Source organism: Photobacterium profundum, assembly GCF_003026285.1.
GTDB classification, from domain to species: Bacteria; Pseudomonadota; Gammaproteobacteria; order Enterobacterales; family Vibrionaceae; genus Photobacterium; species Photobacterium profundum.
Window position 1 is genome coordinate 431,812 of sequence record NZ_PYOD01000002.1, and the last position, 12,645, is coordinate 444,456.

Genomic DNA, 12,645 nt, shown 5'->3' on the forward strand with positions numbered 1-12,645 from the left:
AATAACCACTGCGTAGAACTCAACACATAACACATTAATTGCAATATAAAACAACAAGATGTATAAATGCCCACAATCTAGATCACGTTTTTAAACTTTCTGACTTTTTTCTGAAACATTGAACACTTATCATCCACTGATAACAATTAAACTTTCAGGGAAAGGTTATTAATGACAATGCTTGAACTTCAAGGCGTTACCAAAAAATTCGGTAATTTCTATGCCTCAAAAGATATTTCATTCTCAGTTAAGACCGGAGAATTCGTCACCTTGCTGGGACCAAGTGGCTGTGGAAAGACCACGCTACTCAAAATGATTGGTGGTTTCCAACAACCTGACGGTGGGAACATCGCAATTGGTGGCGAAACAGTCAACAATGTACCCGCAGAAAAACGTAACACAGCCATGTGTTTCCAGTCTTATGCTCTTTTCCCTCACCTTAGTGTTTCTCACAACATTTGTTTTGGTATGGTGCAAAAGAAAGTGAGTCGAGCCGAGCAAGACAATCGCTTAGAGAATGCCTTGTCACAAATTGGTTTAATGGATCAAAAAGATAAGATGCCGGGACAACTCTCCGGAGGGCAGCAGCAACGAGTCGCATTAGCACGAGCGATGGTAACCCGCCCAGACCTCATTTTATTCGATGAACCACTGTCAAACCTTGACGCAAAAATGCGAGAAACCGTTCGTTTTGAAATAAAAGCATTGCAGAAACAGCATAACCTTACTTCCATTTACGTCACACATGATCAAGCTGAAGCACTTGCGATGAGTGACAAGATCATCGTTCTTAACGCAGGCAGTATTGAACAAATCGGCTCACCGCAAGATATTTACTACCGCCCGAGCAACCGCTTTGTTGCCGACTTTATTGGTGCAGCCAATATTCACCAAGCATTTGTCGAACCTACCGACCAAAATAATATCTACCGTGTTAGCTGCAACCTAGGCGAAATGACTATTGAATCGCAAGAGGCACCACAAGGCGAGCAGGTATATGTTTGCTGGCGTCCTGAAGATGCAGAGCTGTGCGATGCCAATTCAGAAAATAGCTTTGCAGTAGATGTGAGATCGATGGCATTCCAAGGTAATACCCTTGAAGTATTCGGCACAATCGGAACGCACTCTGAACAAGAAATCCGTCTCCAGCTCAGCGGCCGTGATCCTATCCAAGTGGGAGACCGTATTCATGCGTGCCTAACACGACAAGCGATTCGATTTTTGGAAGAGGTTACAGCATGAAGCCCTACCTACTTTTGATTCCTGGGCTGGGTGCTATCGTGTTACTTATGGGCAGTGCCTTGTATGTGGTTATAGCGCAAAGCTTTGGTATGTTTAGCTTCACTGGCGAAACATCAGCCACACTAGAGTACTGGCAGACCATGCTCACCGATCCTATTTTATGGCGCTCAGTAGAATACTCGATGCGTACCTCTTTCTTAGGTACATTAGGCGCAATCTGCCTAGCCTATCCCATTGCTCTATGGCTACAACAAAAATTGCCCGCAAAAAATATGGTTGTGGCCACCCTGCGTGCACCCATGTTTGTTCCTGGCTTAGTGGCGTCTTTCTTATTAATGAACGTGATTGCTTACCATGGCATCATCAACGAGACTCTACTGTCTCTGGGGATCATTGATGAACCGATGCGAATGGCCAATGATAAGTTCGGCTGGAGCATTATCATTCTACAAATCTGGAAAAACCTTCCTTTCGCCTTGATCTTATTAACGGGCTCTATTGCTAGCATCCGTACTGATATCCTTCATGCATCTCAAGACCTAGGAGCATCACGTTGGAAATCTTTTTGCCAAGTAATTTTCCCTCTGACTATCCCTGCGATGCAGGCATCTTCAATTCTAATTTTCATCGGTGCACTTGGTGATTTCTCGTTTGCCTCTGTGGCTGGATCACGTAGCAGCTACTCGCTAGCAATGCTGATGAACATTACTGCTACCCAATATTATGAATGGGAAAATGCGGCAGTGATCGCCATCATCATTATGCTGTTAGCAGCCCTTAGCGCAATGGTCATTACACTGGTTACCCAACCTTTTGCCACCAAAACAAAACCGCGACTACAGGAGGCTGTAGTATGAACACAATATCAGCGAATGGTAAAAAAATTGCCGTAATTTCTATTAGCTTCTTTTTTATCGTCAACATCATTTGGCTTGGAATGCCATTTGGGATGGCAATTATCTGGTCACTGGTTGATCCGGCGCATCCTTGGAGCTACCCCGACATATTCCCACAGGTATTGTCTTTTGGGCGTTGGATACAAGTATGGCAAACCACCTCGTTACCTGAAGCACTAGCTAACAGTTATATGGTTGCTCCAGCAGTTGCGTTGCTCACTCTTACCTTGGCGATGCCGACCGCTTACGCCTTCGGTCGATTAACCTTCCGCGGCAAGAAAATCGCTGAAATGGTCTCATTACTTCCAATGGTAATGCCATCCATGATTTTAGCGGTATTCTTCAGTTCTATGCTATTAGAGCTAGGGATGACCAATCCATACCTGAATATTGTGTTGGCACACACCGTATTGGCGTTGCCATATGCAATTCGTATTCTGTCGGCGGGCTTTAAGGCTATTCCACAAGATTTAATTGATGCTTGCGCCGATATGGGCACAGGTAAAGTAGGCATGTTCAAACATGCATTTTTACCTATGCTGAAGCCGAGTATTTTAGCCTCATTTATTTTTTGCTTAGTGATCAGTATTGAAGAATTCAATATGGCTTATGTATTAGGCGCACCTGATTTCATCACGATTCCAACGATTCTGTATTCATTTCTGGGCTATTCATTTATTCGCCCCGATGCGGCTGTAGTTTCACTGATCTTAGTGATACCTAACGTGCTTCTAATGTTGATCATCGAGCGGTTGCTAAAAGGGAACTACCTGTCTCAATCCACAGGTAAAGCATAATTTCTAGTGTAGAGGAAATACCTATGTCATTTAAAAAAGCAGTTTTAGGGACAGCACTGACTGTACTGGCAACCACTTCATTTTCGACGCTGGCGTACGACGTTAGCACGATGAGTTGGGATGAAATCGAGGTACAAGCAAAAAAAGAAGGCAACATCACTTTTGCCGTTTGGTACTTACAACCTCAATGGCGCTCGTTTATAAAAAACTTTGAACAAGAAACAGGTATCAAAGTACGAGTTCCAGAAGGCACCTCTGATGGTAACCGTAACAAACTAATGGCTGAAAGCCGCCGTGACAAAGGTAGCATCGATGTCATGGCTATCGGTGCTAGCGATATGACCATTATCAATAATGGCACAACACTGTTACCACTCGAGAAACTGCCAGAATATAGCAAGCTAACAACACGTAGCGAGGGGGTCGAATCTAATGGCTATGCCGTTACCTTCTGGGGAAATCAAACAGGTTTAGCGTATGATCCAACCCGTATAGATGAAAGTAAACTGCCGCAAACTTTCGAGCAAATGGAAACATTCATCAAAAACAACCCGATGGCGTTTGGTGTTAATGACCCCAATGGCGGCGGTGCAGGACAACGCTTTATTGAATCTGCGATCCGCCATGTTTCCGGTGAATCGTCAATGGGTGAAAAAGTTGACCGTAATATCGTAAAAAGCTGGAGCAAGACTTGGGATTGGTTCCAAAACAACAAAGAAGATATGCTGATCACAGCATCTAACGCCGACAGCCTCACCCGTATCAATGACGGTGAGATCTCCATAGCACCAGCTTGGGAAGACCACCTATCCGGATTACAAAATCAAGGCGCAATCACTGATCGTATCAAGTTCTATATTCCTGAATTCGGCATGTCTGGTGGTGGTAACTTTGTTGGCGCCCCATCTAATGGACAGAACAAAGCAGCATCACTGGTATTCATTAATTGGCTGACTTCTGCAAAAACCCAAGCTGCAATGAACAAAGCCTTTGGTATTGCTCCACAACACCCAGACTCAGACGCAAGTCACGCGATGATATCAGCGGAAATGCGACAAAATTCAACGGAGTCTTTCAATGCAAAATACGCAGCTGAGCTAAAAAAACAATTTACTCGTAATGTATTGATGCAGTAATAAACGACACGACAAACACAAGAGTAGAGGAAGCAAAAGCTTCCTCTACTCTTATATATCAAGGAAAAATAATGATCAGCCAATTTGTACTTGCCGAACTTATTAAGATTGTACGTGATGTAGCCCAAACTGAAATCATGCCACGATTTCGTAACCTCAGTAACGATGCTATTTCAGCCAAAGATTTTCACAGCGATTTAGTCACGATTGCCGACCAACAAGCCGAAGTCAAAATAACAGAAAGAGTCTCTCGACTTCTACCTGGTGCACTGATTATCGGTGAAGAAGCTGTTTCAGCCACCCCACAGTTGCTAGACAAATTAGCCACCGCAGAATTAGCCGTCATCATCGATCCTGTCGATGGCACATGGAATTTTGCCAATAATCTACCTGTTTTTGGCGTTATTCTTGCCGTTGTTATCAATGGTAATACCCAATTTGGCATGCTTTACGATCCTATGTCGGATGATTGGGTAATGGCAGAGCGTGGTAAAGGGGCCTTTTACCAACGTCCGGATGGATTCAGTCAACAACTCACCATCACAGCTGAAGCCGACTTCAATAAAATGACTGGATGTTTATCTTTATCAATGTTTGATGAAAACTTACGTCAACACGTTGCTAATCAAACTATTCACTTTGAACGCATCATGTCACTCGGTTGCTCATGTTTTGAATACCGCTTACTCGCCACCAGTAGCTTTTCCTTCGTACTGACCCCATCACTCAAACCTTGGGATCACGCAGCAGGACATCTTATTCATCAAGAAGCTGGAGGCTACTCTGCGCTAATGGATGGTCGTGTTTATCAACCCACTATTTATACCGGCAACCTTCTTCTTGCCCCAAACAAGCAAGTCTGGGAAAAACTTCATCAATATCTGTCGGAATGAAAGTAAAAACATTCAACAATACAGTAAAACTTACATTAGCGGCTCTGATGCCCAGAACGCTGATGTCAAAGTCGATGCATCAAGCTGACATACTAAATCACGTAAAATCTTAGGATATAATTGATGCATCTCGAGATCTTGAATGGGTACCCACAAGTATTCGAGGTGAGCTTCATTGCTTTGAATAGGGTCCGAACGGGATAGCGACGAGCAATTCAGTTCAAACAACATGCAGGATTCTACGTTAATTGTGCCCTTAGCATCCCATTGATTCTCCACTGCTCCAATAAAACGACCAGCTTTAACTGACAAACAAGCTTCTTCCATCAACTCACGCTCCAATGCTATTGGTGCTGGTTCTGCGTGATCGATATGTCCACCAGGCAGAAACGTTTTATCATCGCTAATCACGCGAACAAGCAGCACATGCCCATCACTGATCAAAATGCCACGAGCTGTATAATGAAAAGTCATTGCTACCCTTATATAAATGCTGTGGTGGCAGATTCTACCGGCTTTTCTAATGAATAGTAGAGCGCCTTAGGATTAACCTTCCTTTGGCACAAACTCCAGACGTAAAGAAGCCGCTAACAATGTAGCGGCTTCTTTGAATATGGTGGAATGTTCAGGGTGAGGTGGATTTGGAACAAACCCCTCTTGCCACATGCGCTAGACGCAAAAAGGGCGCTGATAAATCAGCGCCCTTTTCTAAATGTGGCGGAGAGATAGGGATTTGAACCCTAGAAGGGCTATAAACCCTTGCCGGTTTTCAAGACCGGTGCTTTCGACCACTCAGCCATCTCTCCTACGCGGTGAATAATACGTATAAGAGCTGAGGCTGTAAACCCCTAAATAGTCAATTGCTTGTGAATTAAACAATCACAATAAAAAAACCAATCAACTGCTTTAAAAACAATCAGTTCGAGCAGTTTGATTGCTGATATTTAAGCTTAGAATATACGATTAAAGCCGGTTGCATAATGGATGAATAAGCGAGAAAGAAAACTTGATCTAAAACCGTGTTTTTTACTGAGCATGAACGATCGAAGATACGCTCAAAAGCACCTTAGAAATAGTAAATTTTAGTGTTATTTTCACAAATACGAATTAGATCACAAACTCAATATTATGAGCTTAACGCATGCATTTTCATTTGATACACATATGTTGAATCCAACGCAGGGTTTCTTTCGGAGGTAATTGTGTCTATCAATTCTATCGACCACACAGAGATATCAGATGTATCTTCTAAGTGGGATTACAAAGATGAAACAGCTTCAAATCTTGCCTCAAAAAAGAAGCAGCAAGCTGAAGCAAGAAGACGTATCGAAGCATTAAAAGATATTCGAGAGAGCGGTTTAAGTATTGAAGAAGCTAGAGAACTAGGGCTTCTCCATTAAGTCACTTCTATCCCCTATTTCATTCAATCATGAACTAAAGCGCCATACGGCGCTTTGGTTATGTTAATGACTTTTAACCCATAGTTTTGAAAAATCACACCAACCAACATTGTTCACCCGTATACCTTGAATTTTTAGTGGTGCAGTTAATTTAAAACTTTCTTGCCTTATCACCGTTAAGATTCGATCATCAGATAACCAAGTCAGTATCGACCGTAATACACCTTCAGCTTGCTGTTTGTCTTGTGTCGCTTGTGCCTGATGAAGTAATGCCAATAATTTTTGATATAGCGGCTGTGATAAAATTTGTGACCACAAACTGTAGGTATAAAAAAATGCCAATAAACTGGTTAGGCTACAACCCTCAATCCGAATTCCCCCTAAACTGATATCAGCCTCTTTTTGTTGTTCACCAAAAGACACACAAGTAGAAGTAACATGCTGATGATTGGCTAATGCTTGATTCAATAACTGCGCATAGTAGCGACACTCATTATTATCATCGTAACTAAAGGTGATTGGGTAATAAATCTCGCCGAGAATAAGCCGCTTTTCTAGAAGAACATCGATAATAGCCTTGCTAACTACTCTCTCTCTCAACTGTGGGTTTTTAATCATCATATAAAAATAACCAACATCGTTACATGTCGTTATATAAGTTTGCTCAGGCTGATCCAAAAAAAATGAACCTTCACTACACAATTTATCTTTCGCCCAGTCAGGATGTATCCATAATTCAATATTCTCAATTAGGGCACTCTTCCCAGAATAATAGTTGTTTCTTTTTAATCGAAATAATCGAGATGATGCAATATCAATCATAAAAGAACCAGACCCAATGGGTGCTTCAGGGTTGATAATAAGGCGACCATACTGGCTTGGCATTATTGATGCCTCAGAACGCCCTAATAATGCAGCAAGATGCCAATCAGGTCTTGATAGAGAGACTCGAATAGATTCCGGTGACAACACATCAATACTTTCAATATGCTCGTATAAGGAACGCCAATAGGGATTATTAATTAACACCTGTAAGCTAATAACAATATCATCAACTTTCATTGGAGTTTGATCTTGGTATTGCACCCCTGACTGTAAATAAAATGTCCAATTCATCCCTTCTTCATCACTTTCCCAGTGGTGGGCAAGCGATGGCTTTATTTCACCAAAATCATCTTCTGTTAGACGCTGGAAAACATGCAATATTAAATGCCGTTCAGTTCTATCAAAGGCATAATGTGGGTGCAGTGTTTTTATTTCTCGATGAAAAGGAATACGAATCGCTTGGCTGTTATGTTGGGTCGATGAAATCAGGTATTTCTTAAGTTCAGACGATACATGCCGATCATTAAAGCCTGCTAGTTTAAATACTGACTCATGCTTTCCCGCTTCTAAGGCATCCTCCATCATTTGATAACAGGCATTGATGGGCTCTTGATTACACACTAATAATGAACGCTTCCCTCGCCCAGGTTCTGGTTGCCACACTAGCCATTCTAGTACCGACATTTGTTGCAACAAGGTACGCGCATGCCGGGAAGTGCACCCTAACGCAGCAGCAACATCAGCAAGTGTGGTTTCTGATTCACCGGGTCCAAAGTATTTAAATAACAGCTCATAGGTTTCTAGCTTCTTTTTATTGTTCATTTTTTTCTCTATGTAGTCGCTCTAACTCTGCCAGAGATAATGGTTTTCGCCGAATATCATAAATCTGTTCAAGACGATCCATTCTTTCTTCTAACGACATGTGAACGATTTTTGCGAGCAAACCGTTTTGTATTTCATCACACGCTGTTGCTTTAAAAAATACCGCTAAATGATGTCTCAACATAATAGTTACTTACCTCTTCAGAACAATGAGGTAACTGTAACGGTAGCTGATATAAGGAAACAGAGAACAAATTTTCCAACTGTTCCTCTTTTTAGCCTAAACACGGAGGTGACGCACATTAAAGTTACCACCGTATTCCCGTATAAATCTCAACTTACTTTTTTCTTAACCGTACCACTAGAGCCCAAACACCTATGCGCAACTCATAGATAAGGCCAATTGAATTAATAAGCATAGTCGTCTTTTTTTTCTGGGCGCAAGCCTGTAAATTACAGATATATACATGAGTTACCTTCATAGGCTGAATATAGAGCCTATGAAGACAACCTAGATAAAAATAATTCTAATAAGTAAACAGCCAGAAAACGGATAATAATTATGAATACAATGACAACACGTTGCCCACACTGTAAAGCGATGAATCGCATACCAACAGAGCGCCTTGAAGACACAGCAGCATGTGGTTCGTGCAAAGAGAAGCTATTAGATGGAAAGCCAATTGAAGGCACGACAAGCAACTTTTTATCGTTAATCCAGAGTGACACACCTGTTGTTGTCGATTTTTGGGCACCATGGTGTAACCCTTGTGTGGGCTTCGCACCCATTTTTGAAGATGTTGCTGCAGAGCGCTCTGGTAACGCTCGCTTTGTAAAAATTGATACTGAAACACAACAGGAACTTGCAGCCCAATATCGTATTCGTAGTATTCCAACCATTATGGTCTTCAAAAATGGTCAACTACTGAATAATTTGAACGGTGCGTTACCAAAATCGCAGTTTGATCAATGGCTTAATGAAACACTTGAACAAGCAAAATAACACAGACTAAGGCATCTATTACCCAAGCTGATTTTTTATATCTCGTCACGATGCTTCTGTAAGGGAGTGTCGGGCTGAAAAATGGATAGTGATGTGGTTACAATGAGTGAAATGCGGCCATAATCATAACTCATGGAGTGACTTTTCGATAAAGCCCAGTTAGTCATATGGTTAATCTATTGGTTTTAATAAGCAGGAAAGGACATCCAAAAGACCAAAGCGTACTTTGACTTTATGGATGCCCCGACCGACTTTATGTCTCGAAGACAAATGCCTGTTATGCTTGTGGAGGTGTACCTTCACAGTTAGAAACAACAGCATCAATTTGTACTAAAGCACCCATAGGGATAGCTGAAACACCCACAACTGTTCTTGCAGGAAGATCGCCTTTGAAGAAAGTCGTGTAAATTTCGTTTACAGCATCGATATCTTCAATATTTTTAAGTTGGATATTGATTTTAACTGTATCGTCCATCACATGGTCAACACTTTCAATAATTGCCTTAATATTGTTTAGACATTGTTCTGCTTGCGCTTTTACGTCACCAGCAACTAATTCATTTGTTTTCGGGTCTACAGGTAATTGGCCAGAAACATGATTGTAGTGAGAGAAAGCAACAGTGTGTGAGTATGTCGCTTTTGGTGCATTTTCCGTATTGCTTGCTTCGATTACAAGTAAGCTTGTGTCTTCAGGAAGTTGTGGTGGTGTACCATCACCATGTGATACAGATGTATCAATTTGTACTAAAGCACCCATAGGTAAAGCTGAAGCATTAACTATTGAGCGTACAGGGACATAGTTCGGGTAAAATTTTGCACAAACTTCGTTTACCGCTTCAACATCAGCGATATCTTTAAGGAAGATAGTTGTTTTAACTACATCATCCATTACGTGATCGATGCTTTCTAAGATTGCTTTAATGTTATTTAAGCACTGTTCAGTTTGCTCTTTAACACCACCAGCTACCAACGCACCTGTTTTTGGATCAATTGGTAATTGAGATGCAAGGTTATTATAGTGAGAGAACGCAACAGTCTGTGTGTATAGACCCTGTGGCGCATTTTCTGTGTTTCTTGATACTTTAACAAGAGCACAAGGTGCCTGTGGAGTTGTGCCTTCACCGTTTGAGATAAGCGCATCAATTTGTACCAAAGCATCACTCATCGGTAATGCTGCAACTGCAACTACCGTACGTGTAGGAAGAGCACTTTGGAAGAAAGCTGTGTAAATTTCATCGATAGCTTCAATGTCTGAAATATTCTTAACGAAGATATTCAATTTAACAACATCGTCCATTACATGGCCGATACTTTCTACAATTGCTTTAATATTGTTTAAGCACTGTGTTGCTTGGTCTTTTACAGAACCAACAACAATTTCGCCCGTTTTAGGATCAACAGGTAATTGAGCTGAAATATTATTATAATGAGAAAAAGCTACAGTTTGTGTAGATACAGAACTTTGTGGTGCATTCTCTGTGTTTCTTGAAAACTTAATGATATCGCCAGACATATAGATACTTCTCTTTAATAAATTTTATTTGAAGGAATAAACTAAGTGGCGCCATGGTAAGTGAAATTATTTAGGGGAAATGTGATAGGTATCAAAATATCATTTCACTAGAAATAGCTAATTGATAGAATGAATAGTCACTATACGATTAATTATCCGCGAGTATGCGAGTAATCTGGCTGTTATGTCATTTTTTTTACGAATGATTCGTTAATTATGAATATAATCTCAGTGATTTAAATGCTCTATTAGCTTATTTAAATCCAATTTTGATACGTTGTTCACAATAAACTCATGCAAACTCAAGAATAAGCGCCATTAGTGCATTATTTATGTCGTTATAAATGCATAAATTCCCTGAAGGGTTTCACTGAGTTCCTCTTCTTCGTAAGATAATAAGCCGACGAGATATAAATCGATGCAAAAACACAACAAGTCACTAACAAATACTTGATAAATTTAGTGATATAATCCCGTTTACACCACATGGTAAACGAGATAAAAAAGCGGATAGAGCCTTTCCGAAAAAGACCATTTACCGATACGAAAAGGTAGTGGTTGACTGCAATCACTCTAAACTCATCAGCACAGCACATACTGCCGAGCAAAACCACCGGAAAGTTGAAGGTAAGATTCTTCAGTGCGAGGGGGAATCTGATGAAGTAGCAAAGACCACATTACCTCACTTCTATATCTGTGCCTCAGATCTTTTCCAACGTATTTAAAATAGCCTTATATACTTAAAAATACTCCATGGGTCACTTTAAGGCGGAACGAAATGCTGAAACACTTTCACTTTCAATCTTCTATAGTGTTATTCATCTTATTCCTTGCCGGCTGTAGCTCAACCTCTGAGACAAGACCAGACCTACCTGAATACAGTTTTCTTGATTCCACCAAAAGCTTTCTCGAATTAAATAGCACCCGATCTAATGGAGCGGTGGTTGATAAAGGAAATTTTTATCCCAAAAGTGCGTATTCATTTAGCTACCGATATTGCGCTAATAGTGTGCAACAGGCGAAGAACGATATTGCCGAATACCTCGCTCTCGCCAAAAGAACCTGTGATGCCAACATTGGTACGTTAGTCCATCAAGAAACGGCATCATGGTGTGTTTACAATGCAAATACCGTTGAAGAACGCCCTATCTTTTCAGCGCGTATATCTAGCACAGAACTTTGGGCTGACTTGTGTTTAGATGGACCCTTTGTCACTTTACGAGTCATCGAAAATACCAATGCTCCTTCTAATGAATGGCTTGGTGCTGCTCAAATATTAGGTTATCAACCTTACTCAATACATCGTACACTTATTAGCGATAATGACGTTCTAGGCAGCACAGCGTATACATCACAACCCAACGTGACAGTACAGCCCCAAGTGTGGACAGAAGAAAGTCAGTTTATTTATACCAATAAAGGGCAAACAGTTTGCTTGTTTGAACAACCTAAAGGTTCGAGTTTAGGTCACACTTACCAAGGCACAGTAATGCAGGCCTACAAAGGACGGGTAAAAGTATTAGCAACAGCCAAGTTTAAAGGGGATATTCGGATCGCACCTGCGCTTGAAAGAGTCGATTGGTATAGTGAAGCGTACATAGATGCAGCGGCTAACTCTTGGTTCGTCTGTGGATGAGGTGGATTAACGTATTATAGAACACGCTTAAAAGGTATACATCCACCCGGTAAATCTTTTGAATTACCGATTTGTTCAAATCCCATCTTTTGATAGAAAGAGGCAGCATAGAACGAAGAGTTTAATTTAACCGTTGATTGAGGTGAACAACGCTTACATACAGCTAACGCATGTAAGATAAGCTGTTTTCCAATACCTTGATGATGAAAGTCAGGATCGACAAAAAGATTAGAGATATAACAAAAATCTTTAATTAATATCGTGCCAACAACTTTACCGTCAACACGATATATATAATGTGCTGTACTTTCTTGATGACACTTCCACCATAAGATTTCATCCACACTGCAGGCTATAAGCGAATCAGCCTCTGTATTTAATACATCGATACACGTTTTTATCGACTTACTAATTAACTTAATAATATCTGAAACATCTCTATCATTTACAGCTTCAATCAACGTTGTTTCTACTCATAATCC

13 protein-coding genes and 1 tRNA gene are annotated in these 12,645 nt (G+C 40.9%); 8 read left to right on the forward strand and 6 right to left on the reverse strand.

All coding sequences use genetic code 11. The features are described from left to right. Positions 1–171: 171 nt before the first annotated feature. From C9J48_RS06735 to C9J48_RS06755, 5 genes are all read left to right on the forward strand, one after another. Entirely contained in the window at positions 172–1,242 is a 1,071-nt protein-coding gene (locus tag C9J48_RS06735; protein WP_006228992.1) for an ABC transporter ATP-binding protein, read from the forward strand. After that, positions 1,239–2,099 (forward strand): ABC transporter permease, encoded by an 861-nt coding sequence (locus tag C9J48_RS06740; RefSeq protein WP_006228991.1) that lies wholly within the window; start codon positions 1,239–1,241, stop codon positions 2,097–2,099. Before C9J48_RS06735 ends, C9J48_RS06740 begins: the two co-directional genes overlap by 4 nt. Next, on the forward strand, positions 2,096–2,935 hold the full coding sequence (locus C9J48_RS06745; RefSeq protein WP_006228990.1) for an ABC transporter permease: 840 nt from the start codon (positions 2,096–2,098) through the stop codon (positions 2,933–2,935). Before C9J48_RS06740 ends, C9J48_RS06745 begins: the two co-directional genes overlap by 4 nt. 23 nt (positions 2,936–2,958) lie before the next feature. Beyond that, complete coding sequence (locus tag C9J48_RS06750) at positions 2,959–4,071, forward strand: extracellular solute-binding protein (protein WP_006228989.1); 1,113 nt, start codon at positions 2,959–2,961, stop codon at positions 4,069–4,071. Between the two features lie 71 nt (positions 4,072–4,142). Next, positions 4,143–4,964: an inositol monophosphatase family protein gene (locus C9J48_RS06755; RefSeq protein WP_006228988.1), complete on the forward strand. Its 822-nt coding sequence runs from the start codon at positions 4,143–4,145 to the stop codon at positions 4,962–4,964. A gap of 30 nt (positions 4,965–4,994) precedes the next feature. Here C9J48_RS06755 and C9J48_RS06760 read toward each other — a convergent pair whose 3' ends face one another. Both C9J48_RS06760 and C9J48_RS06765 read right to left on the reverse strand, forming a co-directional pair. Further along, positions 4,995–5,438, reverse strand: a complete 444-nt coding sequence (locus tag C9J48_RS06760; protein ID WP_006228987.1) for an NUDIX domain-containing protein — start codon at positions 5,436–5,438, stop codon at positions 4,995–4,997. 241 nt (positions 5,439–5,679) lie between these two features. Continuing rightward, a tRNA-Ser gene (locus C9J48_RS06765) sits at positions 5,680–5,770 on the reverse strand. A gap of 396 nt (positions 5,771–6,166) precedes the next feature. On the opposite strand from C9J48_RS06765, the gene C9J48_RS06770 reads away from it, so the two are divergent. Further along, positions 6,167–6,364 carry a hypothetical protein gene (locus C9J48_RS06770; protein WP_006228986.1) on the forward strand — a complete coding sequence of 66 codons (198 nt, stop codon included), beginning with the start codon at positions 6,167–6,169 and terminating at the stop codon, positions 6,362–6,364. A 63-nt stretch (positions 6,365–6,427) separates the two neighbouring features. On the opposite strand, the gene C9J48_RS06775 is transcribed toward C9J48_RS06770, so the two are convergent. Both C9J48_RS06775 and C9J48_RS06780 read right to left on the reverse strand, forming a co-directional pair. After that, complete coding sequence (locus C9J48_RS06775; RefSeq protein ID WP_006228985.1) at positions 6,428–8,011, reverse strand: SgrR family transcriptional regulator; 1,584 nt, start codon at positions 8,009–8,011, stop codon at positions 6,428–6,430. Then, positions 8,001–8,195 carry a hypothetical protein gene (locus C9J48_RS06780; protein WP_006228984.1) on the reverse strand — a complete coding sequence of 65 codons (195 nt, stop codon included), beginning with the start codon at positions 8,193–8,195 and terminating at the stop codon, positions 8,001–8,003. Before C9J48_RS06780 ends, C9J48_RS06775 begins: the two co-directional genes overlap by 11 nt. 378 nt (positions 8,196–8,573) lie before the next feature. Between C9J48_RS06780 and trxC the strand changes: the two genes are divergently transcribed. Further along, positions 8,574–9,014 (forward strand): thioredoxin TrxC, encoded by a 441-nt coding sequence (trxC, locus tag C9J48_RS06785; RefSeq protein ID WP_006228983.1) that lies wholly within the window; start codon positions 8,574–8,576, stop codon positions 9,012–9,014. A gap of 277 nt (positions 9,015–9,291) precedes the next feature. Here trxC and C9J48_RS06790 read toward each other — a convergent pair whose 3' ends face one another. Next, a complete protein-coding gene (locus C9J48_RS06790) occupies positions 9,292–10,527 on the reverse strand; it encodes a RidA family protein (protein WP_006228982.1) in 1,236 nt (411 codons plus the stop codon). A 778-nt stretch (positions 10,528–11,305) separates the two neighbouring features. On the opposite strand from C9J48_RS06790, the gene C9J48_RS06795 reads away from it, so the two are divergent. Next, positions 11,306–12,163 carry a hypothetical protein gene (locus C9J48_RS06795; protein ID WP_006228981.1) on the forward strand — a complete coding sequence of 286 codons (858 nt, stop codon included), beginning with the start codon at positions 11,306–11,308 and terminating at the stop codon, positions 12,161–12,163. Between the two features lie 14 nt (positions 12,164–12,177). Here C9J48_RS06795 and C9J48_RS06800 read toward each other — a convergent pair whose 3' ends face one another. Next, positions 12,178–12,624, reverse strand: a complete 447-nt coding sequence (locus tag C9J48_RS06800) for a GNAT family N-acetyltransferase (RefSeq protein ID WP_006228980.1) — start codon at positions 12,622–12,624, stop codon at positions 12,178–12,180. Positions 12,625–12,645: the final 21 nt, after the last annotated feature.

Excerpts from the sequence above, each read along its gene's own strand:
- C9J48_RS06735 (WP_006228992.1), top strand. The coding sequence starts at position 172 with ATGACAATGCTTGAACTTCAAGGCGTTACCAAAAAATTCGGTAATTTC.
- C9J48_RS06740 (WP_006228991.1), top strand. The coding sequence starts at position 1,239 with ATGAAGCCCTACCTACTTTTGATTCCTGGGCTGGGTGCTATCGTGTTA.
- C9J48_RS06745 (WP_006228990.1), top strand. The coding sequence starts at position 2,096 with ATGAACACAATATCAGCGAATGGTAAAAAAATTGCCGTAATTTCTATT.
- C9J48_RS06750 (WP_006228989.1), top strand. The coding sequence starts at position 2,959 with ATGTCATTTAAAAAAGCAGTTTTAGGGACAGCACTGACTGTACTGGCA.
- C9J48_RS06755 (WP_006228988.1), top strand. The coding sequence starts at position 4,143 with ATGATCAGCCAATTTGTACTTGCCGAACTTATTAAGATTGTACGTGAT.
- C9J48_RS06760 (WP_006228987.1), bottom strand. The coding sequence starts at position 5,438 with ATGACTTTTCATTATACAGCTCGTGGCATTTTGATCAGTGATGGGCAT.
- C9J48_RS06775 (WP_006228985.1), bottom strand. The coding sequence starts at position 8,011 with ATGAACAATAAAAAGAAGCTAGAAACCTATGAGCTGTTATTTAAATAC.
- C9J48_RS06780 (WP_006228984.1), bottom strand. The coding sequence starts at position 8,195 with ATGTTGAGACATCATTTAGCGGTATTTTTTAAAGCAACAGCGTGTGAT.
- trxC (WP_006228983.1), top strand. The coding sequence starts at position 8,574 with ATGAATACAATGACAACACGTTGCCCACACTGTAAAGCGATGAATCGC.
- C9J48_RS06790 (WP_006228982.1), bottom strand. The coding sequence starts at position 10,527 with ATGTCTGGCGATATCATTAAGTTTTCAAGAAACACAGAGAATGCACCA.
- C9J48_RS06795 (WP_006228981.1), top strand. The coding sequence starts at position 11,306 with ATGCTGAAACACTTTCACTTTCAATCTTCTATAGTGTTATTCATCTTA.